We start from the raw sequence: 24,300 nt of genomic DNA, 5'->3' as shown, positions 1-24,300 counted from the left end.
CTGCGACCGTCGCACCGCGTTCCCCGAGAGGACCCCCGATGACCACCCCCTCAGTGCTCGGCGAGCGCTACGAGATCGGCGGGGTGCTCGGCCGCGGCGGCATGGCGGAGGTGCACCGCGGCCGGGACCTCCGGCTGGGGCGCGAGGTCGCCGTCAAGGTGCTGCGTCAGGACCTCGCCCGTGATCCCTCCTCCCAGGTCCGGTTCCGCCGTGAGGCGCAGGCCGCGGCGTCGCTGAACCACCCGGCGATCGTCGCCGTCTACGACACCGGCGAGGACCGCACCCCCGCGGGCGCAACGCCCTACATCGTCATGGAGTACGTCGAGGGCGAGACGCTGCGCGACGTGCTGCGCAGCGAGGGCCGGCTCTCCCCCGAGCGGGCCATGTCGCTGACCGCCGACATCTGCGCGGCCCTGGACTTCAGCCACCGCAACGGGATCGTGCACCGGGACGTGAAGCCCGGGAACGTGATGATCACCCCGCAGGGCACCGTCAAGGTGATGGACTTCGGCATCGCCCGGGCCGTCTCCGACTCGGCCGCCACGATGACCTCCACCGCGGCGGTGATCGGCACCGCCCAGTACCTCTCCCCCGAGCAGGCCCGCGGTGAGGGCGTCGACGCCCGGTCCGACGTCTACTCGGCCGGCTGCCTGCTCTACGAGCTGGTCACCGGCACCCCGCCGTTCACCGGTGACTCCCCGGTGGCCGTGGCCTACCAGCACGTGCGCGAGGACCCGAAGACGCCGTCCTCGATCAACCCGGCCATCCCGCCGGAGCTGGACGCGATCCTGCTCAAGGCGATGAGCAAGAACCCGGCCAACCGCTACCAGTCGGCGGCGGACATGCGGGCCGACCTGCTCCGCGCGGTCGCCGGCCAGCGGGTCGAGGCCACGCCGGTGATGAGCGACGCCGAGAAGACCACCATCATCGGGGCCACCCCGGGTGGTTACCCCGGTGACGAGTGGACCGACGAGGGCGCGGACCGCACGCGCAAGCGCAACCGGGTGATCGCGATCGTCGCCGCCGCGCTGGTCCTGATCGCCGCGGCCGTCGGCATCGGCATCGCGGTCACCGACGACGGCGAGGAGGTCCCGGTCATCGCCCAGGTGACCGTCCCGGACGTCACCACCGCGACCGAGGCCGACGCACGTACCCGGTTGACGGCAGAGGGCCTGGAGGTCAGCGGGGTCACCACGCAGGCCGACCCGGAGATCGCCGAGGGCCTGGTGATCAGCACCGACCCCACAGCGGGCACCGAGGTGGACGAGGGATCGCAGATCGCGCTGGTCGTCAGCGCCGGGCCGGACACCCTGACCGTCCCGCAGGTCGTCGGGCTCACCGAGGACCGCGCCACCAGCAACCTGCTCAGCGCCGGCTTCACCGGGCCCTTCAACAGCCGCCAGGCCGACTCGCTGCTGCCCGAGGGTCAGGTCATCGCCATCGACCCGGGCGAGGGTGCCGACGCCGCGCCGGATGCCTCCTTCACGCTGCAGGTCTCCACCGGCACCGTCTCCATCCCGGCCGACCTGGTCGGCCGCACCCCCGCCGATGCCCGGGCCGCCCTCGTCGCCCTCGGCATCGACGACAGCGACATCGAGGAGATCAACTCCGAGACCGACGAGGTCGCCCCGGGCCTGGTCGCCGGCACCCAGCCCGGTGCACGCTCCTCGGTGGCAGCCGGGGACGAGATCACGCTCCTGGTCGCGGTCGCCGTCCCGGTGGAGACGCCGCCGACCTCCGAGCCGGTCACCCCGCCGTCCACCAGCCCGACGCCCTCCCCCACGGCATCGCCCACGACCTGACCGGGGCCACTCACGACGAAGGCCCCTCCCCGGAGAACTCCGGGGAGGGGCCCTCGTCGCGTCCACGGGGCGCTCAGCGGCCCGGCGGACGTCCCGGGTTCAGCTGACGGCCATGGTTCAGCTGACGGCCATGGTGAGCCGGCGGGCCGTGGCCGCGGCCGCCTCGACCCGCTGGGCGTCCGGCGCGAGGCCGCAGGAGGTCAGCCAGTTGGCCAGCAGCTGGTGGCCGCCCTCGGTGAGCACCGACTCGGGGTGGAACTGGACGCCCTCGATCGGCAGCTCCCGGTGCCGGAGGGCCATCACGATGCCCGAGGGCGTGCGGCCGGTGACCTCGAGCTCGGCCGGCACGCTGTCGGACTCCACGGCCAGCGAGTGGTAGCGGGTGGCGGTGAACGGCGAGGCCAGCCCGGCCAGCACACCCACGCCGTCGTGCACGACCTGGCTGGTCTTGCCGTGCAGCAGCTCAGGAGCACGCCCCACCACGCCGCCGAAGGCCTCGGCGATCGCCTGGTGGCCCAGGCACACGCCCAGCACCGGCAGGCCGGCTTCCGCAGCCGCGCGCACCATCGGCACCGTGACACCGGCGTCGACGGGGGTCCCCGGTCCGGGCGAGAGCAGGACGCCGGCGACGTCCAGGTCGGCGAGCTCGGCGATGGTGACGGCGTCGTTGCGCCGCACCACGCTGGGGACGCCCAGCTGGCCCAGGTACTGGACCAGGTTGTAGACGAAGCTGTCGAAGTTGTCGACGACCAGCACCGGCCGGACGGCCGGCTCACTCTCGTTCTGCACACGCCAGGTGTACACGCCGGGGAGGTCCCGCGTCACGGCCGGCCCGGTCCGCAGGCCCCTCCAGCAGCGGCTCAGCCGACGGCGACCGCGTGCTGCATGTCCAGCGACCCGTCGTAGGGCGGCAGGGTCAGCTGCTCCTGGTCCTCCAGGCGGTAGGTGAGTCCGTAGGCGTCGGCCTGCTCCTTGAGCAACTGCACCTGGGGCGAGGAGGCCAGCGCTGCCCGCATCTCGTCGGCCTCGCCGACGGCGGTCACCACGTAGGGCGGGGAGTACGTGCGCCCCTGCAGCAACAGCGTGGGTCCGACGCAGATGACCGCGCTGGTGGCGACCATCCGCTTGCCCATGATGGCGACGCCCTCCGCCCCGGCGGCCCAGAGCGCGTTCACCACGCCCTGGACGTCGGACTGGTGGATCACCAGGTTGTCCGGGTCGACCCCGCCGGGCTGGTTCGCGCCGGCCTGGCGCTTCACGTCGTCCAGCACCACCGACAGCCCGGGACCGGTCAGCTCGGTCAGTCCGGCCGACGCCAGGCCGGTCGCACCCTCGGCCTGCACCGCCGCGACGTCGCCGTTGCGCGAGGCCGCGAGGTCCGTGAGCTCCTGCACCCGCTGCTGCAGCGCGGCCAGCTCGGCCTGCTGCCGGGCCACCGCGGCGTCGCGCTGCTCCACCAGGCCGGACAGCTGGGAGCTCTCCCCGGCCCGCAGATCGGTGCCCTGCGCCGTCTGGCTGGAGGTCGCGAAGATCATCCCGGCCACCAGCGCGACGACGGGGACGAGCGCCGTCCAGAGGGTGGGGCGGCGGAGCGTCAGGGAGCGGCGCACGGGCACCTCCTGGCCGGGACGCGGTGGTCCCCAGCGGGTGGACGGCGGGGTCGGGGGGCGGCGCGGCCCGCACACGGGGCGGACCGGCTCCCCTCGCAGCTTAGGCTGGTGTCAGTTCACGCCGGGGGCGACAGTCCACCGGCCCGGGAGGGAGTTCCACGGTGCCGAAGTCGAAGGTGCGCAAGAAGTCGGTGTACACCCCGCCCGAGGGCGTGCTGCCCTCGAGTGCGGCGCGCGCCCGCGCCGCCGAGCCCAGCCCCCGGTGGTACGCCCCGGTGATGGTGGCCCTCATGCTCGTCGGGCTGCTGTGGATCGTCGTCTACTACGTCGCCGGGGACCGCATCCCGCTGATGACCTCGCTCGGCGCCTGGAACTTCGCGATCGGGTTCGGTGCCATGGTCGCCGGTCTGGTCATGTCGATGCGCTGGCGCTGACCCACCGCGCTCACGACAGGCCCTCGTCCTCCGGGACGGGGGCCTTCGTCGTTCCCGGGGCTGCCCTCCGACGGCCGCGCCCGGGGCTCGCTCGGCACGCGCTGCACCTGGAGGCCCCTCCCGCCCGGTCGCCGTCGGGTGCCGTGCCGGGGCCGGGCACCCAGGGCACGCACTGCTGAGCGCCGTGCTCCCCCGGAGCGCCCGCGTGGCGGCGGCGGCCGATCCGTCGTGCCCCGGGGGGCCGGTCCTGCCCGCAGGACGATGCCCCGGGCGGCTCGTCACCCACCTCGACCAGGATGCCTGTGCGTGGCCCTGGACGTCGGGTCCAGCGCGACGACCGATGGGCGGCACGGTCGGCGGTACGGCGGCGGCTGCTGTGGACAGCGGCCGCCGCCCTGCCCGCGACCGCGCGGCCACCCCGGTGGACAGGCCAGGGCACCCAGCGGGCGTTGGAGACGCTCGGTGACCTGCACACCCCGGGCAGTGAACGGCTCGCAGAGTCGACAAACCGTCAACCCGCAGGTCAGCGGCCTGTCCACGGCTGACGGGAAGATCGTCTGTGCACAGCGCCCCGCGCCGTCCACAGGTGGCCGGATCCGTCGTCCACCGGGTTGTCCACGATGTGTGGACTTCCCCGTTCCTCACTCACCGCGCTGACCTGGGCAGATGTCGGAGATGTGACCACTGGGACGGAAACGGCAGATGGGTAACTACACCGGTGGAAGTCCGTCCCCAGCTGTGTACACACCTGTGGGAAAACCAGGGCTCCGAAGCCGCATCGCTGGCCCTTACTACCCGGTTCTCCGATGCGCAAACCGACAGCGTGACGGGCCGGTCCCGGGCGTGTCCGGGTGAGTTGTCGACACCGGAGCGCGTCGTCCACCGCATCCGCTCGCCGGGGAACGCCACCGCCCCCTCGTCGCGACGGTGGCTGTGGACGAGGGAGGGGAGGACCCGGGACTCAGTCGGCGAGGAGCTCCAGCAGGGTGGCGTTCGCCAGACCGCCGCCTTCGCACATCGTCTGCAGCCCGAAGCGGGTGCCGGTCGCCTGCATGTGGTGCACGAGGGTGGTCATGATCCGGGCCCCCGAGGCACCGAGCGGGTGGCCGAGGGCGATCGCCCCACCCAGCGGGTTGACCACCGCCGGGTCAGCGCCGATCTCGCGCTGCCAGGCCAGCGGCACGGGCGCGAACGCCTCGTTCACCTCGAACACCCCGATGTCGGCCAGCGGTACCCCCGCGCGGGCGAGCAGCTTGCGGGTGGCCGGGATCGGGGCGGTCAGCATGACCACCGGGTCGTCGCCGGCCACCACGGTCGTGTGCACCCGGACGATCGGGGTCAGGCCGAGCTCCCGGGCCCGCTCGGAGGTGGTGACCAGCAGCGCCGCCGACCCGTCGGAGATCTGGCTGGCGTTGCCGGCGCTGATCACCCCGTCGGGCCGGAACGGCGTCTTCAGCGCGCCGAGGGAGGCCAGCGTGCCGCCGCTGCGGATGCCCTCGTCCCGGCTGACCTGCACCCCCTCAGCCGTGGTCACCGGCACGATCTGGTCGTCGAAGGCACCGTCGGCCTGCGCCTTGCCGGCGCGCTCGTGCGAGCGCAGCGCGAACTCGTCGAGCTCGGCGCGGGAGAGCCCCCACCGGTCGGCGATCAGCTCCGCGCCCACCCCCTGGTTCGGGACGACGCCGCCGTACCGGGCCAGGAACGCCGGCCCCAGCGGCCGCCCGGCCGAGCCGTCCCCGGCCGAGGAGCCCATCGGCACCCGGCTCATCGACTCGACGCCCCCGGCCACCACGACGTCGGCCTGACCGCTGACCACCGCGGCCGCGGCGAAGGCGACCGCCTGCTGCGACGAGCCGCACTGCCGGTCGACCGTGGTGCCGGGCACCGACTCCGGCCACCCGGCCGCGAGCACGGCCACCCGGCCGATGTTGCTGGTCTGCTCACCGACCTGGCTGACGCAGCCCCAGATCACGTCGTCGACGACCGCCGGGTCGAGCCCGGTCCGGTCGGCGAGGGCGGTCAGCACCGTCGCGGACAGGTCGGCGGCGTGCACGCCCGACAGCCCACCCCCGCGCCGGCCCACCGGCGTCCGGACCGCGGCACAGATGACGGCGTCCCGCATGGCACTCCTCCTCGTCGAGCAGCGAGCGGGCCGGCCGCACGGACCAGGCCCTCGGACGTCTGGGACGTCCTGCTCGCGATGCTATGCCTCGGGCGGAGCTCTACCAGGCGCTGCTGACAAGCTGACCCGGTGCAGTGGTCTCCTCAGCCGGGCGAGACCGTGGCGGTCGCCCTGGCGGGGCTGGGGCTCGCCCTGGCCGCCCTGGTGGTCGACCCGGTGGGCCGGGTGCTGGTCGGTGCTGCCGCCGTCCTGCTGCTCGCGCTGGCGGCCCGGGACGCACTGCTGCGCCCACGGCTCCGCACCGACGCCGAGGGCGTCACCGTCCGCCGGCTCACCGGCACGGTGACCATCGGCTGGCCGGCCGTCCGGGCCCGGGTGCGCACCCAGCGGCGGTGGGGCGTGCAGAACCGGACCCTGGAGCTGGAGGACCGCACCGACGACGCCGTCCTGCTGGTGCTCGCCCGCCGCGACCTCGGCGTCGACCCGGCCGACGTCGCCGAGGCCCTCCAGGCCGCCGGCGCGGCGTCCTGACCGGTCAGGCGACCCCACGCAGCCGGCCGAAGACCAGCACCAGCAGGACCAGGACCAGCACGGCGACCCCGGCGACGGCGAGCGGCCGACGACGGCCGGCGAACACGAGCACCGTGGCGGTGAGGGCACCGGCGACCAGGCCGCCCAGGTGCCCGAGCAGCGACACCCCGGGCAGGAAGCTGATCACCAGGTTGATGGCCAGCAGGGTCAGCAGCCCGCGGAGGTCCTGCTTCTGCTTGACCAGGACGACGCCGAAGGCGCCCATCAGCCCGTAGATCGCCGCGGAGGCGCCGACGACCCCGCCGAAGTAGCTGCCGAACAGCTGCAGCGCGGCCGCCCCGCCGAGCGCGGACACCAGGTAGATGGTCAGGTACCGGGCCTTCCCCAGCTGCCGCTCGAGCTCGGAGCCGAAGAGCAGCAGGGCGAACATGTTGAGCAGCAGGTGGACCGGGCTCACGTGGGTGAAGGCGCTCGTGGGCACCCGCCACCACTCGCCCAGGTCGACCAGGAAGGGGGCGAGGACGAACTCGTCCTGCAGCGGGGAGTCGAAGCTGCGCAGCGGGTCGACGTCGACGGTCACCGCCGACACGGCCGTGGCCAGCCCGATCACCACGTTGAGCGCGATCAGGGTCAGCGTGACGACGCCCCAGCGCCGGCCGGCCAGCCGGACGCCGGTGGTACGGCGCGGCTGCCGCACGGTGGCGTTGCCGGCCCGGACGTCGTCCGGGCACTGGAAGCCCACCGCGGCCGGGTTCATGCACTCCGGGCAGATCGGCCGGCCGCAGCGGGTGCAGCGCACCCCGGTGGGCCGGTCGGGGTGCCGGTAGCAGGTGGCGGGGGGCGCCGGCTGCGGATCACCCGCGCCGGCGCCCCCGGTGCCCTCGGGCGTGGTCAGCTGCGCTGCACCTCGACGGACTCGATGACGACGTCATCGACCGGGCGGTCACCGCGGGCGGTGGGGGTGGTGGCGATCCGGTCGACCACGGCGCGGCTGGCCTCGTCGGCCACCTCGCCGAAGATCGTGTGCTTGTTGTTCAGGTGCGTGGTGTTGGTGACGGTGATGAAGAACTGCGAGCCGTTGGTGCCCGGCCCGGCGTTGGCCATCGCCAGCAGGTAGGGGCGGTTGAACGAGAGCTCGGGGTGGAACTCGTCGCCGAAGCGGTAGCCGGGGCCACCGGTGCCCTGACCGAGGGGGTCGCCACCCTGGATCATGAAGCCGTTGATGACCCGGTGGAACACCGTGCCGTCGTAGAGCTTGTCGGTCGTCTTCTCGCGGGTGCGCGGGTCGATCCACTCGCGGCTGCCCTCGGCGAGCTCGGCGAAGTTGGCGACCGTCTTGGGCGCATGGTCGGGGAACAGGTCGACGGTGATGTCGCCGTGGTTGGTGTGCAGGACGGCGCGCCGTGCGGCGGGGGTCTGTTCGGTCACGACCACCACTCTCCCACTGCTCCCCGGGAGGCTGCCGGGTGCCCGGTCAGGGACTGCTGTGCAGGCCCCGTCGGAGCGGGGCCGGAGTGGAGACGAGGGGAATCGAACCCCTAACCCCCGCCTTGCAAAGGCGGTGCTCTGCCAATTGAGCTACGTCCCCGGGCGGCGCGGCGCGCGCGCCGGTGGGTCAGCCGCGGGGGGAGCTCACCGCTCCGGGACCGCGGGTGGCCTCGGCCCACAGGTCGGCCTCGCCCTTGCCGGCGCTGCGCTTGCGGACGGCGACCACGGCACTGGCAGCGAGCGCTGCCACCGCCAGCTTCTTCAGCACGCGGGACCTCCTGGGACGATGGTGGTCACCGCGGCCACGGTGACCGCTGACGGGCGACCGCGGGGTGGGAGACCCGGAGCCAGCTGGACCGGGATCTCCCACCATCGGTGCACGGGTGGGCCTGGGAGGACTTGAACCTCCGGCCTCATCCTTATCAGGGATGCGCTCTAACCGCCTGAGCTACAGGCCCGTGGACCGGTGAACATCTTACCTGCGCCTCGCGCCGCCCCCGCCAGGGGGGTGCCTGCACGGCCGAGTCGAGCCGACCGCTCCTCCGGGCCGGTCGCGACCGACCCGGAGGGGCGCCGTGCTCAGTCGCGCTCGGCGAGGGTGACCTCCAGGCCACCGACGAGGTCGGAGCAGAGGTTGTAGACGAACGTGCCCACGGTGCACAGCGCCGTCAGGAGCACGATGTTGACCGCGCCGATCACCGCCGCACCACCGAAGACGATGCCGGCGTTGATCACGTCCCCGTCGGCGGTGACGTCGGTACCGGTGGAGCTGCTCACCTGGCCGATGAGGTCGTTGAGGCTCTCGAACACGCCGAGCTGGCTGAGCACCCCGTAGAGGATGCCGACCGCGACCATCCAGACGAAGAACAGCGCGATCGACAGCACCAGGGAGATCTTCAGCGCCGACCAGGTGTCGATGTGCCGCAGCTGCAGACGCGCGCGGCGCGGACCACGACCGGCGCCCCGGACCCGTCCCGTGCCCTCACGCCCGGTGGCCTCACGCCCGGTGGCCTCACGCCCGGTGGCCTCACGCTTGGCGCCCTCGGTGGACGGCCGGGCGGCCGCCGGGCGGGACGGCTCGACCGGGCGCGCCCCCGCTGGGGGCAGGGTGACGGCCTGGGTCGAGTCGACCGGGACGGAGCCGGCGGCGGGCAACCCGCTGCGCGGGGCGGCCGCGCGACCCCCGCCCACCGCGCGGTTGGTGCCGGTGGACGGCGGCACCGGAGGTGCCGGGGTGGTCACCGGGCGCGGCCCCGGCTCCGCGGCGGGCGCGGGCTGCGCCGGCGCGGGGGCCTTCCCGGAGGCTGCCCCAGCACCCGCCGCAGGCGCCTGGCCGGCCGCAGGGGCCTTGCCGGCCGCGCCCGGGCTCCAGCCAGGTGAGGTCGACGTGCTCGGCCGCTGGGCGGCCGCCGAGGCCTTGCCCGCCGGTGCCGACGTCTTGGCCGACTGTGCTGCTGCCGCCGGGGCCTTGCCCGACTGCTCGGCAGCACCCCCGGCCGAGGCACCGGACCGCGCCGGCTTCCCGCCGGCGTCCGGCGGGGTGCTCGCCGACGACGTCCCGGCCGGCTCGGCGCCACCTGCCGGAGCACCGGTCGAGTCCATTGACCCGCCCGCCGACTCCGTCCGGTCGCCCACCGGGGCGGCGCCTGCCGGCGCCTCGTCGGCCGTGCCGGACCCCTCTCGGGACTCGGTACGCACCGAACCTCGCGCCCGGTCGCTCATCCCAGTCTCCCGTCACCCAGCGGCCTTCGCCGCATCGCTGCACCCACCGGACCCGCTGCCCTGACGGGGACGCCGGTCCGGTCACTGCCGTGGTCGGCGTGCAGGCGCGGAGCGGGACGTCGTCGTCCCGAACCCCGGCCTGTCATCCGCCCCACCCTAGGCGTCGGGCTCGTCGTTGTCCGTCGTACGCGCGATAGCCACGATCGACACGTCCTCGGGCAAGTTCATGAGCTTGACGCCCATGGTGGCCCGGTCCCGGGTGTGCCGTACCCCGTTGACCGGGGTGCGGATCACGCCGCCGCCGGAGGTGATCGCGTACAGCTCGTCCCCGAGCACCACGGCCAGGGCCCCGACGAGCGCGCCCTTGCGGGCCTTGGGGTCGGCGGTGAGCACGCCCTTGCCGCCGCGGCCCTGCTCCGGGTAGTGCTCGATCCCGGTGCGCTTGGCGTAGCCGCCCTCGGTGGCGACCAGGACGTCGACACCCTCCTGGACGACGATCATCGACAGCAGCTGGTCGTCGGCGGACAGCGAGATGCCGCGGACGCCCTCGGTGGCCCGGCCCATCGGCCGCAGCTGGTCGTCGGTGGCCTTGAAGCAGATCGACATCGCCTTGCGGGTGACCAGCAGCAGGTTCTGGTCGGGGCTGATCAGCGCCGCCCCGACCAGCTCGTCGCCCTCACGCAGGTTGATGGCGATGACGCCGCCGGTGCGCGGGGAGTCGAAGTCGGTGAGCCGGGTCTTCTTCACCTGGCCGCGGGTGGTGGCCAGCACCAGGTACGGGGCGACCGAGTAGTCCTTGATCTGGATGACCTGGGCGATCTTCTCGTCCGGCTGGAAGGCCAGGATGTTGGCCACGTGCGCGCCGCGGGCGGTGCGGGCCGCCTCGGGCAGCTCGTAGGCCTTGGCCCGGTAGACCCGCCCCTTGTTGGTGAAGAAGAGGATCCAGTCGTGGGTGGAGCCCACGAAGAACTGCTGGACCAGGTCGTCCTGCTTGAGCTGCGCGCCCATCACGCCCTTGCCGCCGCGCCGCTGGGAGCGGTACAGGTCGGCCTTGGTGCGCTTGGCGTAGCCGGTGCGGGTGATCGTGACGACCACCTGCTCCTCGGCGATGAGGTCCTCCATGGAGACGTCACCGTCGTTGGCCACGAACTGGGTGCGCCGCTCGTCGCCGTGCTTCTCCACGATCTCGGCGAGCTCGTCGTGCACGATCTGCCGCTGCCGCTCGGGGGAGTCGAGGATGGCCTGAAGCTCGGCGATCCGGGCCTCGATCTCGGCCAGCTCGTCGAGGATCCGCTGCCGCTCCAGGGCCGCGAGCCGGCGCAGCTGCAGGTCCAGGATGGCGACGGCCTGGATCTCGTCGACGTCCAGCAGCTCCATCAGCCCGGTGCGGGCGGCCTCGGCCGACTCGCTGCGCCGGATGAGCGCGATGACCTCGTCGAGGTGGTCCAGGGCCTTCGCGTAGCCGCGCAGGATGTGCGCGCGCTCCTCGGCCTTGCGCAGCCGGTAGCGGGTGCGCCGGACGATGACCTCGATCTGGTGGGTCACCCACAGCCGGATGAGCTCGTCGAGCCGGAGCGTGCGGGGCACGCCGTCGACGATGGAGAGCATGTTGCAGCCGAAGGTGGTCTGCAGCTGGGTGTGCTTGTAGAGGTTGTTCAGCACCACCTTGGCGACGGCGTCGCGGCGCAGGGTGATGACCAGCCGGCGACCGACCCGGTCGGAGGACTCGTCGGCGATCTCGCTGATGCCCTGCAGGCGGCCGTCCCGGACCGACTCGGCGATCGACTCGGCCAGGTTGTCCGGGTTGACCTGGTAGGGCAGCTCGGTGACGACCAGCTGCACCCGGCCCCGGCTGTCCTCCTCGACGGTGACGACGGCCCGCATCCGCACCGAGCCGCGGCCGGTGCGGTAGGCGTCCTCGATCCCCTCGCGGCCGACGATCAGGCCGTGGGTCGGGAAGTCCGGGCCCTTGACCCGCTCCATGCACGCGGTCAGCGCCTCTTCCGGCTCGGCCTCGGGGTGCTCGAGCATCCAGAAGACGGCGGCGGCGACCTCGCGCAGGTTGTGCGGCGGCATGTTGGTCGCCATGCCGACGGCGATGCCGGCCGAGCCGTTGATCAGCAGGTTCGGGATCCGCGAGGGCAGGACCAGGGGCTCCTGGTTCTTGCCGTCGTAGTTCGGCTGGAAGTCGACGGTCTCCTCGTCGATGTCCCGCAGCATCTCCATGGCCAGCGGCGTGAGCCGGGCCTCGGTGTACCGCATGGCCGCGGCCGGGTCGTTGCCCGGCGAGCCGAAGTTGCCCTGCCCGTCGATCAGCGGGTAGCGCATCGACCAGGGCTGGGCCAGCCGCACGAGGGCGTCGTAGATCGACGAGTCACCGTGCGGGTGGTAGTTGCCCATGACCTCGCCGACGACGCGGGCGCACTTGACGGTGGCCCGGTCGGGGCGGAAGCCCTGGTCGAACATCGCGTAGAGGACGCGGCGGTGCACCGGCTTGAGGCCGTCCCGCACGTCGGGCAGCGCTCGGCCGACGATGACCGACATCGCGTAGTCGATGTAGCTGCGCTGCATCTCCTGCTGGAGGTCGACCGGCTCGACGCGGTCGCGGCTGGGTGTTTCCGTCACGGTCTGGTTCTCCACAAGTCGATACACAGTGGTGGATGAGTGCGCAGCTCACGCGCGCCCACCCGCGGGCCGGCCCCCTCGCAGGCGCCGTTTCCGGCCCCCTCGCAGGGGCCCACCGCGAGCCTGCGAGCGGTGGGGGGCGAGGGGGTCCTTCCTCAGACGTCGAGGAAGCGGACGTCCTTGGCGTTGCGGGTGATGAAGCTGCGGCGGGCGACGACGTCCTCGCCCATGAGCACGCTGAACAGCTCGTCCGCGGCGGCGGCGTCCTCCAGGGTCACCTGCAGCAGGATGCGGGTCTCGGGGTTCATCGTGGTCTCCCACAGCTCCTTGGCGTCCATCTCGCCCAAGCCCTTGAACCGCTGGATGGCGTCGTCCTTGGGGAGCTTGCGGCCCTCGTCGGCACGGGCCTTGAGCAGCGCCTGCAGCTCCTTGTCCGTGTAGACGTAGTCGTCCGCGTGCTTGTTGCCCCACTTGACCTTGTACAGCGGCGGCTGGGCCAGGTAGACGTAGCCGGCCTCGACCAGCGGGCGCATGAAGCGGAACAGCAGGGTCAGCAGCAGGGTGCGGATGTGCTGGCCGTCGACGTCGGCGTCGGCCATCAGCACGATCTTGTGATAGCGCAGCTTGGTGACGTCGAACTCGTCGTGGATGCCGGTGCCGAAGGCGGTGATCATCGACTGGACCTCGGTGTTCTTCAGCACCCGGTCGATGCGCGCCTTCTCGACGTTGATGATCTTGCCGCGGATGGGCAGGATCGCCTGGAACATCGAGTCCCGGCCGGACTTCGCGGAGCCACCGGCCGAGTCGCCCTCGACGATGTAGACCTCGGAGAGGCTCGGGTCGGTCGAGCGGCAGTCGGCGAGCTTGCCCGGCAGGCCGCTGACGCTGAGCAGGTTCTTGCGGGCGAGCTTGCGGGCGTCCTGCGCCGCGCGGCGGGCGCGGGCGGCCGAGGCGGCCTTGGTGATGATCGTCTTCGCCTCGGCCGGGTTCGACTCGAACCAGTGGCCGATCTGCTCGTTGCAGACCCGCTGCACGAAGCCCTTGACCTCGGTGTTGCCCAGCTTGGTCTTCGTCTGACCCTCGAACTGCGGGTCGCCGAGCTTCACCGAGACGATCGCGGCGAGACCCTCGCGGATGTCGTCGCCGGTGAGCTTGTCGTCCTTCTCCTTGAGGAGCTTCTTGTCCACCGCGTACTTGTTCACGATGGAGGTCAGCGCCGCGCGGAAGCCCTCCTCGTGGGTGCCGCCCTCGTGGGTGTTGATGATGTTCGCGAAGGTGTGCACCGACTCGGAGTAGGCGTCGGACCACTGCATGGCGACCTCGACCGACATCGCGGTGTCGTTCTTGCCCACGCCGTCGGCGGAGAAGCCGATGACCGAGCGGTGGATCGCGGTCTTGCGGCGGTTGATGTAGGCGACGTAGTCGACCAGGCCGCCGTCGTAGCGGTAGGTCACCTCGGTCGGCTCGAAGGCCGTGTCCTCGGCCTCGACCGGCGCGGCCGACTCGGCCAGGGACTCCTCGCCGACCCCGCTCTCGGCCTTGCTGTGCCCGGGCCGCTCGTCGCGCAGGATGATCGTCAGGCCCTTGTTGAGGAAGGCCATCTCCTGCAGGCGCCGGTTGATCGTGTCGTAGGAGTAGGTCGTCGTCTCGAAGATCGAGCCGTCGGCCCAGAAGGTGATCGAGGTGCCGCGCTTGTCGGTCGGGCCGACCTCCTGCAGCGGGCCGGGCTTGGCCTCGGCGTAGTGCTGCTGCCACTCGCGGCCCTTGGTCCAGACGGTCACGTCCAGCGTGGTGGACAGGGCGTTGACGACGGTGACGCCGACGCCGTGCAGCCCGCCGGAGACGCCGTAGCTCTTGCCGTCGAACTTGCCGCCGGCGTGCAGGATGGTCAGGACGACCTCGACGGTGGGGCGCTTCTCCACCGGGTGCATGTCGACCGGGATGCCACGGCCGTTGTCCTCGACCCGGACCCCGCCGTCGGCCAGCAGGGTGACCCGCACGGTGTCGCAGTAGCCGGCCAGGTGCTCGTCGACGGCGTTGTCCACGACCTCCCACACCATGTGGTGCAGGCCGCGCTCGCCGGTCGAGCCGATGTACATGCCGGGGCGCTTGCGGACCGCCTCCAGGCCCTCGAGGACGGTGATGGAGCTGCCGGAGTAGGCGGTCTCGTTCTGGGGCGCAGCGACCACGTGGGGCCCTTCTCTTGCGCAGCCGTTCAGCCGGCGCGACCACGTCGACGGCAGGCGTCGACCGGCGCAGGACGGCTCTCAGGGGGCTGCTGGCGGTGTGTCCCCTCCATCGTACCGGGTCGGCACACTCCAGGTGTGCCGCCGACGCCCTGACGCGGCGCGAGAGCCCCTCGCGACACTCGAGCCACCACCGGTGTTGCCCCTCTCCTCGACACGCCGCCCACCGGGCCCTGGGCGGCCCCCCGCACGGGCCGGCCCCGAGGTGTCAGGGGGCGAGGGTCAGGCCCCGCCCCGAGGCTCACCCCGAGCTCGCGAAGGGTGGGGAGGACGGGGTCCTTCCTCAGTTGACCGGGCCGCCGGAGGTGAAGCGGTCGGGGTCCAGCGGCGGGACGGCGGCACCGGTGCGCCGGTTCACCAGCACGGTCACCCCCCACAGCAGGACGCCGACGCCGAGCAGGACGCCGGCGATCCGGTACTGCTCGGTGGGCCGCCCGGCCCACGGTGTGGCCAGGAAGGCGCAGGCCAGCGCCCCGACGACCGGGAGCACGGTGGGGGTGCGGAAGTGGTCGTCGTCCACCGGGTCGCGCCGCAGCACCAGGACGGCGACGTTGACCACGGTGAACACGATCAGCAGCAGCAGCGCCGTCGTGCCGCCCAGCGCGGGGACGGCGCCGACGAAGGTGATCAGCCCGAACGCCAGCGCGGTGGTGAACAGGATTGCGGTCGTGGGGGTGCGGCGGGTGGGGTGCACCCTGCCCAGCAGCGGCGGCAGCACGTGCTGGCTGCTCATCCCGTAGACCAGCCGGCTGGCCATCAGCATGTTGATCAGCGCCGAGTTCGCCACGGCGAACATGGTGATGACGCCGAACAGCCCGATGGGGAAGCCCGGCGCCCCGGCCTCGACCACCTGCAGCAGCGGGGTGTCGCCCCGGCTGAGGTCGTCGGCCGGTACGAGCGCGATCGCCGAGATCGACACCAGCACGTAGATGAGGCCGGTGGCCAGCAGCCCGGCGAGCAGCACCTTCGGGAAGATCCGCCGCGGCTCCTTGCACTCCTCGGCCATGTTGACCGAGTCCTCGAAGCCGACCATGGCGAAGAAGGCCAGCCCGGTGGCGGCGATGACCCCGCCGAGCACCGAGCGCTCCCCGGTGTCGAACTCGGTCACCCGGCCGAAGTCGCCCTCGCCGGCGCCCAGCGCCCACGCCCCGACGCCGATCACGATGAGCAGGCCGGTGAGCTCCACGCAGGTGAGCAGCACGTTGGCCTTCACGCTCTCGCCGACCCCGCGGTGGTTGACCAGCGCGACCAGCGACATGAAGCCCAGGCCGATCAGGGTGATCCCGATGCCGTCGGAGAAGCCCAGCCCGAACACGTCGGCGGCGTTGGCGCTGAACGCCCGGGCCGCGGTGGACGCTGAGGTGATCCCCGAGCTCATCACCGCGAAGGCGACCAGGAAGGTGATGAAGTGGACCCCGAACGCCTTGTGCGTGTACAGCGCCGCGCCGGCGGCCTGCGGGTACTTGGTGACCAGCTCCAGGTAGCTGAACGCGGTGACCAGCGCGACGAGGAAGGCGACCAGGAACGGCAGCCACACCACGCCACCGACCTGGGCGGCGACCTGCCCGGTCAGCGCGTAGATCCCGGTGCCCAGGATGTCGCCGACGATGAACAGCAGCAGCAGGCCCGGGCCGAGCACCCGTTTCAGCGCAGGCTGGCCGTTGGCGCCGGTCTCGTCCTCGGTGCGCACGCTCTCGGCCATGGGCCTGCCTCCCGGCGGTAGGCAGGGATCGTCCTGCGCCCCGGCCCGCTTGTCGAGCGCAACCACCCACCCGTTCCACGTGGAACCACCGCAGCACCCCGCCCCGACGGCGATGCCAGCCCCTGGCCCCGCTGCAGGGGCCCGCCACGAGCCTGCGAGTGGTGGGGGGCAGCGGGGTCCTTAAACCAGCAGCTGGGCGGTGGCGAGCTCCCGGTAGAGCGGGCTGGTGTCGACCAGCTCGTCGTGCGTGCCGACGGCCACCACCCGGCCGCCGTCCAGGACGACGATCTGGTCGCTGTCGACGACGGTGGACAGCCGGTGCGCGACGACCAGCAGTGCCCGGTCGACGGCGGCCGCGGCGAGGGTGTCCCGGAGCAGCTGCTCGTTGCGGGCGTCGAGGCTCGCCGTCGGCTCGTCCAGCAGCAGCAGCGCCGGGCGGGAGAGCAGCGAACGGGCGATGGCCAGCCGCTGGCGCTCCCCGCCGGAGAGCAGCACCCCGTCGTCCCCGACCGGCACGTCGAGCCCGAGCGGTGACCGGCGCACCACACCGGTGAGGCCCACCTCGGCCAGCGCGCGCCACAGCTGCTCGTCGGGCACGTCGGGCGCGGCCAGCAGCAGGTTCTCCCGCACGGTGCCGGCCAGCACCGGCGCCTCCTGCTCCACGTAGCCCATCCGGGCGCGCAGCGCCGACCGCGGCAGGTCGCGCACGTCGGTGCCGGCCCAGCGGACCGTGCCGGCCGACAGCGGGTAGAAGCCCTCCAGCAGCGCGAGCACGGTCGACTTCCCGGCGCCGGACGGGCCGACCAGCGCGGTGCGGGTGCCGGCCGGGACGGTGAACGAGACGTCGTGCAGCACCGCGGTGCCGTCCGGGTAGCCGAAGCCGACGCCGTCCAGCTCCAGCAGCGGCACCGGGTCGCCCGCCGCCGGCACCCGCAGCGCGGCCGGCGCAACGGCGGGAACGCGGGCCGGACGATCGTCGTCCTCGGGGTCGAGGGCGAGCACCTCCTGCACCCGGGCCAGCGCGCCCAGCCCGGCCTGCAGCTGGGTGTAGGAGCCGATCAGCTGGCCCAGCGGCATGACCAGCAGGAACAGGTACAGGATGAAGGCGACCAGGTCGGCGACGGCGATCGAGCCGGTGGCCACCCGGTAACCGCCCAGGCCCAGCACCGACAGGAACGCCCCCTGGACGGCGATCGAGCCGGCCGGGGAGACCAGCGCCTCCAGCCGGGCCACCGAGACACCGGCCCGGAAGGCCCGCTCGGCGCTGACGCCGACCGTCGCCACCTCCCGGGAGGTGGCGCCGCTGGCCCGGATGGTGCGCACGGCGGACAGCGCCCGCTCCACCGCGGCGCTCATCGCCCCGACCTGCTCCTGCGCCTGCCGGGACAGCACGCGCACCCGCCGGGAGGCGAGCACCGCCGTGGTCACCCCGACGCTGACCGCGAGCACGGTGACCAGCAGCAGCCAGACGTCGACCAGCGCCATCGCCACCAGCGCGCCCACACCGACCACCACCGAGCCGACCAGCTCGACGACCCCGCTGGTCACCGTGGCCCGCAACAGGGTGGTGTCCGCGCCGACCCGCGACATCAGGTCACCGGTCCGCCGCCGGTCGTACTCGGCGATCGGCAGCCGGAGCAGCCGGTCGACCAGCAGCCGCCGGGTGCTCAGCACGACGCCCTCGGCGGTGCGCTGCAGCAGGTACTGCTGGCCGGCGCCCAGCACCGAGGCGAGCACCAGGACGACGACCAGGGCCACCACCCCGGGCAGCAGCGCACCGCCGGAGCCGACCGCACCGATCACCTGCCCGACCAGCGCCGGCTGGGCGAGGGCCGCGGCCGCGGAGGCCAGCGAGAGCACCGCCGCGCCGGCCAGCGCCCGGCGGTGCGGGCGGAGCAGCGGCAGCAGCTCCCGCAGACCCGCCTGCGCGGAGGCCTCCGGGGCCTCGGCGGCGGTCGTGCTCATCTGCCGGGCGCGGTGGTCGCGCTCACCAGGTGACGGTGAGCGCGCCCACCACGGCGGCGAGCAGCCGGGCGTGGTGCTCGATCAGCTGCGGCCGGTTGGCGTCGGGCCGCACGGCTGCGACGAAGCCGGCGGCCGACCAGAGCTCGTCGCCGTCGTCGCTGCCCAGCAGCGACTGGCGGACCATCGGGTCCTCGGCCAGCCGCCGCACCTGGGGGCCGTCCTCGGCGGCGAGGAGCACCCACCGCCGGTCGAACTCGGGGTCGGGGCTGGGGATCTGCAGCAGCCCACCGGTGCCGTGCCGCCACATCCGGGCCGGTGACAGCCGGAAGCCCGGGACCGAGGCGAGCACCGGCGCCGCGGTGACCGCGTGGGTGCTGAGCCAGGACCGGCCGGCCGGGGAGGCGATGTCGAAGGCGACCAGGTCCAGCCCGTTCCCCCGGCCACGCAGCACCCGGCTGGGCCGGTCCTCCTTTCCCGGGCGGACCGGCGCGCTCTGCAGCAGCGGCAGCAGGGCGGCGTCCTCCTCCGTCGTCCCGTCGGAGGGCACCCAGCCCAGGTGCTGCGCCCAGGTCAGCATCGCGGCCGGGTCCGACGGCGGGACCGGGATCGCCTCGTTCCGCCGGCGGATCGGGCTCCAGCTGCCGGACTGCTCCGGCGGCGCGCCGGCCGGCGGACCGTCCGGACCCGTCCCGGCGCCGGCCGCGCGGCGCGAACCGAACAGCCCGCCCAGGCCCCGCCGCGGCGGGGCCTGCTCTGCCGGGGACTGTTCCGCCGGGGACTGCTGCCACGGCGCCTGCTCCGGCCGTGCCTGCTCCGGCGGGGGGCCGGCCGGCCGCTGCTCGACGGCCGGCGGCGGCCAGGCGACCTCGTCGGCCGTGGGCCGCGGGCCGGGGTCACCCGCCCGACGCTCGGGCTCCACGGCGGGCAGGTCCCAGCCCGGCGGCTGCCAACCACCGGAGGCGGTGTCTCCACCGGCCGGCGGGTCGCCACCGGGCCGTGCGGTGTCGTCGGGTGCGCCCGGCGCGGGCGTCGGGTCGGCACCGCCCAGGTGCGCGGGCTCCTGCCAGCCGGCGGGGTCGTCGTCGAAGCCGTCGCCGTTCCGGTCGCGCGGGCTGCTCATCGCGGGGTGCTCCTCGTCGTCCTGTGCCTGTCTCGCCGGGTGCCCGCGGGGGCGCCTCAGCCGTACGTGTCGCGCGGCCCACGGCCACGGACGGTGCGCGGGCCCTTCTTCCAGCTTGGCGCCGTCGGACCGACAACGCGCAGCGTGGTCACGACGTCCCCGCCGACGCCGGCGCGCAGCCTGCCGAGGATCGAGGGCGCCAGCAGGCGCAGCTGCGTGGCCCAGGCGGTGGACTCGGCGACGACCAGCAGCTCGCCCTCGTTGAGCGACTCGGGCCGGCAGTGCGCGGCGATGTCCGCCCCGACGAGGGTGTCCCACCGGCCGAACACCGCGCCGACCTTCGTGCGCGCCGTCCAGTCCTGCTGGCTGACCAGCGAGTCGACCAGCTTGCCCAGCGGCTGCGGGTCGTCGGCGCCCGGGCCCGGGCCGGTCCACCGGCGGCGCGGCCCGGCCACCCGGCGACGGGTCGGCTGGGGGCGGGCGGCCGAGGCGGCCCGCGCGGCCTCCAGCGCGGCGCGGGCGATGTCGGAGGGACGTGCCGGTCGCTCGTCAGCCACGGTCGGCCTCCTGGGTGCCGGGGGCGGGGTCGGCCCGATCCTCCGCCACGTCGGCCGCCGACGGCGCTGCCACGTCGCCGTCCGGGAGGACCAGCGCGCGACCGTCCGCCACCTGGACCCGGGTGCCGCGCAGCGCCAGCGGCACGTCCTCGGCGACGGCCGCGGTGACCAGCGTCTGCTCGGCACCGGCGGCCACCTCGGCCAGCGCCGAACGCCGGCCGGCGTCGAGCTCGGCGAAGACGTCGTCCAGCACCAGGATCGGGTCGTCGCCCTCGGCCCGCAGCAGCGCGAAGCAGGCCAGCTTGACGGCCAGGGCGAAGGACCAGGACTCCCCGTGGCTGGCGTAGCCCTTGGCCGGTGCCGGCCCGAGGTGCAGCACCAGGTCGTCGCGGTGCGGCCCGACCAGGGTCACCCCCCGGTCGACCTCCTCCTTGCGGCGCTCGGCGACCCGGGCACGCAGTGCGGCGGCCAGCTCCTCGGCCGGGGGGACCGGCCGGTCCGGGTCGACCGGGGCGCCGTCGCCGGCCAGCGGCACGGAGCTGCTGTAGCCCAGCGCGGCCCGGTCGGCGCCCGGTCCGGCCACGCCGGCGTAGGCCTCGGCGACGTGCGGCGCCAGGTCGGCCACCAGCCGCAGCCGGGCCGCCAGCAGCTGACCGCCCAGCTCGGTGAGGTGCCCGTCCCAGACCTCGAGGGTGGCCAGCGCGTCGCCGCGGGCCAGCTTCGCCGTCTTCAGCAGGGCGTTGCGCTGCTTGAGCACCCGGTCGTAGTCGGCGCGCACCCCGGCCAGCCGCGGCGTGCGGCTGACCAGCAGGTCGTCGAGGAACCGGCGCCGCTCGGCCGGGTCGCCGCGCACCAGGGCGAGGTCCTCGGGGGCGAACAGCACCGTCCTCACCAGGCCGAGCAGCTCCCGGGGGCGGGGCAGCGGTGCGCGGTTGACCCGCACCCGGTTCGCCCGGCCGGGGTTGATCTCCACCTCGACCAGCAGCTCGCGCTCGTCCCGGCGCAGCGCCGCCCGCACCACCGCCTGGCTCGCCCCGTGCCGCACCAGCGGCGCGTCGGAGGAGACCCGGTGGCTGCCCATGGTCGCCAGGTAGCCCACCGCCTCGACCAGGTTCGTCTTCCCCTGGCCGTTGCGGCCGACCAGCACGGTCGGCCCCGGCGTCAGCGCCAGGTCGGCCAGCTCCCAGCTACGGAACTGGCCGACCTGCAGATGGCGGAGGTACACGGGTCAGTACCTCCGGCCGGGCCTGGAACGGCCCCCTTGCAGGGTCCCGCCACGAGCCTGCGAGTGGTGGGGGGCAAGGGGGTCCTTCATCACTCGGGGTCTTCGGCCACCTGGGCGCGGACGGCGTGCCCACCGAACTGGTTCCGCAGCGCGGCGACGGCCTTCATCGTCGGCGAGTCGTCCTGGCGGGAGGCGAACCGGGCGAACAGCGAGGCCGAGATCGCCGGCATCGGGACGGCGTGCTCGATGGCCTGCTCGACGGTCCAGCGGCCCTCGCCGGAGTCCTCGGCGTAGCCGGAGATCTTCTCCAGCGCCGGGTCCTCCTGCAGCGCGCGGACCAGCAGGTCCAGCAGCCAGGAGCGGATGACCGTGCCCTGGGTCCAGGAGGCGACGACGCCGGGGACGTCCTCGATCAGGTCGACCGCGGCCAGCAGCTCGTAGCCCTCGCCGTAGGCCTGCATCATCGCGTACTCGATGCCGTTGTGGACCATCTTGGCGAAGTGGCCGGCACCGCACGGGCCGGCGTGCACGAAGCCCGCGCCGGGGAGCGCCTCGCCGGACTCGTCGGCGGGGGCCGGCGGCCGGAGGGCGTCGAAGACCGGCTGCGCCTTGGCGACGTCCTCCTTCGACCCACCGACCATCAGGGCGTAGCCGTTCTCCAGGCCCCACACACCGCCGGAGACGCCGGCGTCGATGTAGCCCAGGCCCTTGGCGCCCAGCTCCTCGGCGTGCACCTGGTCGTCGGTGAACTTCGAGTTGCCGCCGTCGATGACGACGTCGCCGGGGCTGAGCAGCTCGCCGAGCTCGCGCACCGTCGTCCGGGTCGGCTCGCCGCTGGGCACCATCACCCAGACCACGCGCGGCGCCTCGAGCGCACCGACCAGGGCCTCCAGGCTGTCGACGTCCCGCTTGTCGGAGAACGCGTCGTACCCGACCACCTCGTGACCGGCGCGGCGCAGCCGCTCGGCCATGTTGCCGCCCATCTTGCCCAGCCCGACCATCCCCAGCTGCACGTCCCGCTCCTCAGTCTCGTCTGTCGCTCGTGGTCCGCGGTGCTCCCGCGGCAGGTCTCGGTGGGCAGCCGCGCCGCTGCGGCGCCCGGTGGACGCGGGCCGGGCCCGCATCACGCGCTGCCGCCCATCGTGCTCGCCCCGTCCAGCACCCGCGCGCCCGACCCCCGTGCCCCGCTGGGACGGCCGCCTCGCAGGGGCCCGCCCGTCAGCGTGCGAGCGGGTGGGGGGCGAGGTGGTCCTTCGTCAGCCGGGCAGGCGCACCGGCATGATCAGGTAGCGGTAGCTGCCCGGCCGCTCGGCCGGCCGGCCGGCGTCCGTGTCGTCGGCCGAGGGCTCGTCGACCCCGGACAGCACCGCGGGCTTGAGCGCGGTGGTGAAGTCCATCCGGGCGCGCTCGGTGTGCACCGCCGCCAGGCCGTCGAGCAGGAACGTCGGGTTGAAGCCGATGGTCAGCGGGTCGCCGTCGAACTCGACGTCGCAGCGCTCCTCGGCCTGCCCCTCGTCGTCGGTGCCGCCGGCCCGCAGGGTGACCTGGCCGGGGGTGAACTCGCAGCGCAGCGGGGTGCCGCGCTCGGCCACCAGGGCGACGCGCTTGGCCGCGTCGGTGAACAGCCCGACCGGGAGCGTGGCGAAGGAGGCCGACTCGCTGGGCATGATCGCCCGGTACTTGACGAACTCGGCGTCCAGCAGCCGGGTGGTGGTCTGCCGGTCCTTGCCCGACATGCCCAGGATGCCCTCGCCGGACCCGCCGGAGGACAGCGAGAGCACCACCTCCGGGCCACTGGTCAGGGTCTTCGCGGCGTCGGCGAGCGTGCGGGCCGGCACGAGCACGGCGGCCGACAGACCGGGGGTCTCCGGGCGCCAGGCGAACTCACGGACGGCGAGCCGGTACCGGTCGGTGGCGGCGAGGGTGACCAGGTCGTCCTCGATCTCCAGCCGGACGCCGGTGAGCATCGGCAGGGTGTCGTCCCGGCCGGCGGCGACGGCGACCTGCCCGACCGCCTCGGCGAAGGCGTCGCTGTCGACGACCCCGGCGGTGGAGGGCATCGAGGGCAGTGAGGGGTAGTCCTCCACCGGCAGGGTGGGCAGGCTGAACTTGGCGTTGCCGCAGCTGATCGCCAGCCGGGCGCCCTCGGCGACGACGTCCACCGGGTGCGGGGGCAGCGCGCGGGTGATCTCGGCGAGCAGCCGGCCGGGCACCAGCGTGCGGCCGTCCTCGGTGGACTGGACGTCGATCTCCGAGCGGGCGGACACCTCGTAGTCGAAGCCGGAGACCGACAGCTGGCTGCCCTGGACCTCCAGCATGATCCCGGCGAGCACCGGCACCGACGGCCGCGGCGGCAGGCTGCGCGCCGTCCACGCGACTGCCTCGGCGAGCACCTCACGTGCCACCCGGAACTTCATCTCGTAACCCACCCCTTGCTGGTGTTGCACTGCTGCCTGCGCCGGCCGGTCCTGCGCGGTGTGCGGCGCCATCCTCTCCCGAACAGCCCCCTCCCTGACCAGTCCCCTGGTGAGAGACCTCTGTCGGCTGCTCCGAGCAGCTGCTGCTGGTGCTCTGCCGGTCGGGTGCCGCGAGGCCCCGCACCGGACCGTCCCCACCCAGAGTGTGGTTCGAGAACACCTTGGGAGAAGTCACTCATCCTCGTCATCACGGGTGTGGATGTTGGGGAACGAGGTCCTCTGCCCAGGTCAGGCCCGGTTCGGGCCTGTTGGCCCGCTGTGGGCCGGTGACCCCCGACCTGTGTCGACACGTGGACAACTCGACCGCCGTGCACCGTCACCGGCCGCTCTCCACCCCGCGTCCCCTCCTTCCCCGCAGGCTCGTCCCCATCCCCGGGGACGACGACCTGCTGTCCACCGCCCCCGGTGGGCGACTTGTGGACACGCAGGGGACGGCGCCGTCGCGGGCGCACGCCACTGACCTGCACGGACGGCGCAGGCAGCGGGCGGGCGGCGGAGCTGACCAGGCTGCGGACGGTGGGTGACCGCTCTCCCCAGGCTGTGCACAGATCTGGGGACAAGGCGACATGTACCGCTGACGGGTGACGACTCCTGCGCGCAGGGTCACTGGCTACGGGGTGCTGACACCCGATCGAGGCCCGTGGTCAGGGGACGACTGCGGAGCCCGCCGGCTC

At 73.7% G+C, this 24,300-nt stretch carries 19 protein-coding genes and 2 tRNA genes; 3 read left to right on the top strand and 18 right to left on the bottom strand.

The genetic code is table 11. The features are described from left to right. The first annotated feature begins 38 nt into the window (after window positions 1-38). Entirely contained in the window at window positions 39-1,802 is a 1,764-nt protein-coding gene (gene pknB / locus Q1A09_RS20380) for a Stk1 family PASTA domain-containing Ser/Thr kinase (RefSeq protein ID WP_299959406.1), read from the top strand. A 117-nt stretch (window positions 1,803-1,919) separates the two neighbouring features. Here the strand turns inward: pknB and Q1A09_RS20375 are convergent, their stop codons facing one another. Together Q1A09_RS20375 and Q1A09_RS20370 are read right to left on the bottom strand one after the other, a co-directional pair. Further along, entirely contained in the window at window positions 1,920-2,591 is a 672-nt protein-coding gene (locus Q1A09_RS20375) for an aminodeoxychorismate/anthranilate synthase component II (protein WP_299959403.1), read from the bottom strand. 71 nt (window positions 2,592-2,662) lie between these two features. After that, window positions 2,663-3,412 (bottom strand): DUF881 domain-containing protein, encoded by a 750-nt coding sequence (locus Q1A09_RS20370; RefSeq protein ID WP_299959400.1) that lies wholly within the window; start codon window positions 3,410-3,412, stop codon window positions 2,663-2,665. A gap of 161 nt (window positions 3,413-3,573) precedes the next feature. Here Q1A09_RS20370 and crgA point away from each other — a divergent pair, with 161 nt between their 5' ends. Continuing rightward, entirely contained in the window at window positions 3,574-3,846 is a 273-nt protein-coding gene (crgA, locus tag Q1A09_RS20365) for a cell division protein CrgA (protein WP_299959397.1), read from the top strand. Window positions 3,847-4,807: 961 nt separating this feature from the next. Here crgA and Q1A09_RS20360 read toward each other — a convergent pair. Further along, window positions 4,808-5,968 carry a thiolase family protein gene (locus Q1A09_RS20360; RefSeq protein ID WP_299959394.1) on the bottom strand — a complete coding sequence of 387 codons (1,161 nt, stop codon included), beginning with the start codon at window positions 5,966-5,968 and terminating at the stop codon, window positions 4,808-4,810. Window positions 5,969-6,097: 129 nt separating this feature from the next. Between Q1A09_RS20360 and Q1A09_RS20355 the strand changes: the two genes are divergently transcribed. Further along, window positions 6,098-6,499 (top strand): PH domain-containing protein, encoded by a 402-nt coding sequence (locus Q1A09_RS20355; RefSeq protein ID WP_299959391.1) that lies wholly within the window; start codon window positions 6,098-6,100, stop codon window positions 6,497-6,499. A 4-nt stretch (window positions 6,500-6,503) separates the two neighbouring features. Here the strand turns inward: Q1A09_RS20355 and Q1A09_RS20350 are convergent, their stop codons facing one another. The 15 genes from Q1A09_RS20350 to dnaN all read right to left on the bottom strand — a co-directional run bounded on the left by Q1A09_RS20350 (window position 6,504) and on the right by dnaN (window position 23,566). Then, the gene (locus Q1A09_RS20350; protein ID WP_299959389.1) at window positions 6,504-7,256 is read right to left on the bottom strand and encodes a rhomboid family intramembrane serine protease; all 753 of its coding nucleotides are present in this window, start codon (window positions 7,254-7,256) and stop codon (window positions 6,504-6,506) included. Window positions 7,257-7,390: 134 nt separating this feature from the next. Next, window positions 7,391-7,927, bottom strand: coding sequence for a peptidylprolyl isomerase (locus tag Q1A09_RS20345; protein ID WP_299959386.1), 537 nt, complete (start codon window positions 7,925-7,927; stop codon window positions 7,391-7,393). A gap of 87 nt (window positions 7,928-8,014) precedes the next feature. Beyond that, window positions 8,015-8,087, bottom strand: a tRNA-Ala gene (locus tag Q1A09_RS20340). A 27-nt stretch (window positions 8,088-8,114) separates the two neighbouring features. Then, on the bottom strand, window positions 8,115-8,255 hold the full coding sequence (locus tag Q1A09_RS20335; protein ID WP_299959383.1) for a DLW-39 family protein: 141 nt from the start codon (window positions 8,253-8,255) through the stop codon (window positions 8,115-8,117). 116 nt (window positions 8,256-8,371) lie between these two features. Continuing rightward, window positions 8,372-8,445: transfer RNA gene (locus Q1A09_RS20330), tRNA-Ile, on the bottom strand. A gap of 121 nt (window positions 8,446-8,566) precedes the next feature. Beyond that, window positions 8,567-9,208 (bottom strand): DUF3566 domain-containing protein, encoded by a 642-nt coding sequence (locus Q1A09_RS20325; protein WP_299959380.1) that lies wholly within the window; start codon window positions 9,206-9,208, stop codon window positions 8,567-8,569. Window positions 9,209-9,865: 657 nt separating this feature from the next. Continuing rightward, window positions 9,866-12,334, bottom strand: coding sequence for a DNA gyrase subunit A (gene gyrA, locus Q1A09_RS20320; protein ID WP_299959377.1), 2,469 nt, complete (start codon window positions 12,332-12,334; stop codon window positions 9,866-9,868). 155 nt (window positions 12,335-12,489) lie between these two features. After that, the gene (gyrB, locus tag Q1A09_RS20315; RefSeq protein ID WP_299959374.1) at window positions 12,490-14,523 is read right to left on the bottom strand and encodes a DNA topoisomerase (ATP-hydrolyzing) subunit B; all 2,034 of its coding nucleotides are present in this window, start codon (window positions 14,521-14,523) and stop codon (window positions 12,490-12,492) included. A gap of 340 nt (window positions 14,524-14,863) precedes the next feature. Beyond that, window positions 14,864-16,282, bottom strand: a complete 1,419-nt coding sequence (locus Q1A09_RS20310) for an APC family permease (protein WP_299959371.1) — start codon at window positions 16,280-16,282, stop codon at window positions 14,864-14,866. Between the two features lie 180 nt (window positions 16,283-16,462). After that, window positions 16,463-18,247, bottom strand: a complete 1,785-nt coding sequence (locus Q1A09_RS20305; RefSeq protein ID WP_299959368.1) for an ABC transporter ATP-binding protein — start codon at window positions 18,245-18,247, stop codon at window positions 16,463-16,465. A gap of 22 nt (window positions 18,248-18,269) precedes the next feature. Continuing rightward, window positions 18,270-19,367: a hypothetical protein gene (locus tag Q1A09_RS20300; protein ID WP_299959366.1), complete on the bottom strand. Its 1,098-nt coding sequence runs from the start codon at window positions 19,365-19,367 to the stop codon at window positions 18,270-18,272. A gap of 56 nt (window positions 19,368-19,423) precedes the next feature. After that, entirely contained in the window at window positions 19,424-19,924 is a 501-nt protein-coding gene (locus Q1A09_RS20295) for a DUF721 domain-containing protein (protein ID WP_299959363.1), read from the bottom strand. Then, complete coding sequence (gene recF / locus Q1A09_RS20290) at window positions 19,917-21,149, bottom strand: DNA replication/repair protein RecF (RefSeq protein ID WP_299959360.1); 1,233 nt, start codon at window positions 21,147-21,149, stop codon at window positions 19,917-19,919. The genes Q1A09_RS20295 and recF overlap by 8 nt, the downstream gene beginning before the upstream one ends. Before the next feature lie 89 nt (window positions 21,150-21,238). Next, window positions 21,239-22,273 (bottom strand): phosphogluconate dehydrogenase (NAD(+)-dependent, decarboxylating), encoded by a 1,035-nt coding sequence (gnd, locus tag Q1A09_RS20285; protein ID WP_299959357.1) that lies wholly within the window; start codon window positions 22,271-22,273, stop codon window positions 21,239-21,241. Window positions 22,274-22,405: 132 nt separating this feature from the next. Then, window positions 22,406-23,566, bottom strand: a complete 1,161-nt coding sequence (gene dnaN, locus Q1A09_RS20280; RefSeq protein ID WP_299959355.1) for a DNA polymerase III subunit beta — start codon at window positions 23,564-23,566, stop codon at window positions 22,406-22,408. Between the last annotated feature and the right edge of the window lie 734 nt (window positions 23,567-24,300).

The organism is uncultured Modestobacter sp. (assembly GCF_947486615.1).
GTDB lineage: Bacteria > Actinomycetota > Actinomycetes > Mycobacteriales > Geodermatophilaceae > Modestobacter.
Note: the sequence above shows the minus strand (reverse complement) of the source record. Positions and strands in the feature narration are given on the sequence as shown.